The sequence below is a fragment of the Rhizobium sp. SVR5-9E genome (assembly GCF_056755095.1).
This window is the reverse complement of record NZ_JBNDHS010000651.1, coordinates 1-242: the sequence shown is the minus strand read 5'-3', so window position 1 is coordinate 242 and position 242 is coordinate 1. Positions and strand designations below refer to the sequence as shown.

1 pseudogene is annotated in these 242 nt (G+C 59.1%); it reads left to right on the top strand.

The window, feature by feature from the left end:
• A pseudogene (locus tag ACPYOJ_RS36415) lies at window positions 1-183 on the top strand (gfo/Idh/MocA family oxidoreductase); the annotation flags it as partial.
• Between the last annotated feature and the right edge of the window lie 59 nt (window positions 184-242).

Here is a 242-nt window from a genome sequence, read left to right as displayed (position 1 = left end):
GAACGGCTGATTGCTGCACAAAAGAAAAGTGGCGTGACGGTCGTCACCGCCTTCCAGTGGGGCCTTCCTCTGCTGGTCATCGATACCCGCGAGCGCGCCATGAGCGGCGAATTCGGCGATCTGATCGCGATTTCCGGGATGATCTGGGAGAGCTAGTCGAGCAACTACGACGGACACTGGAAGTAGCAGCCCGAAATCTCCGGCGGATGCTTCATGGTCGATACCGGCGCGCACAGGATGAA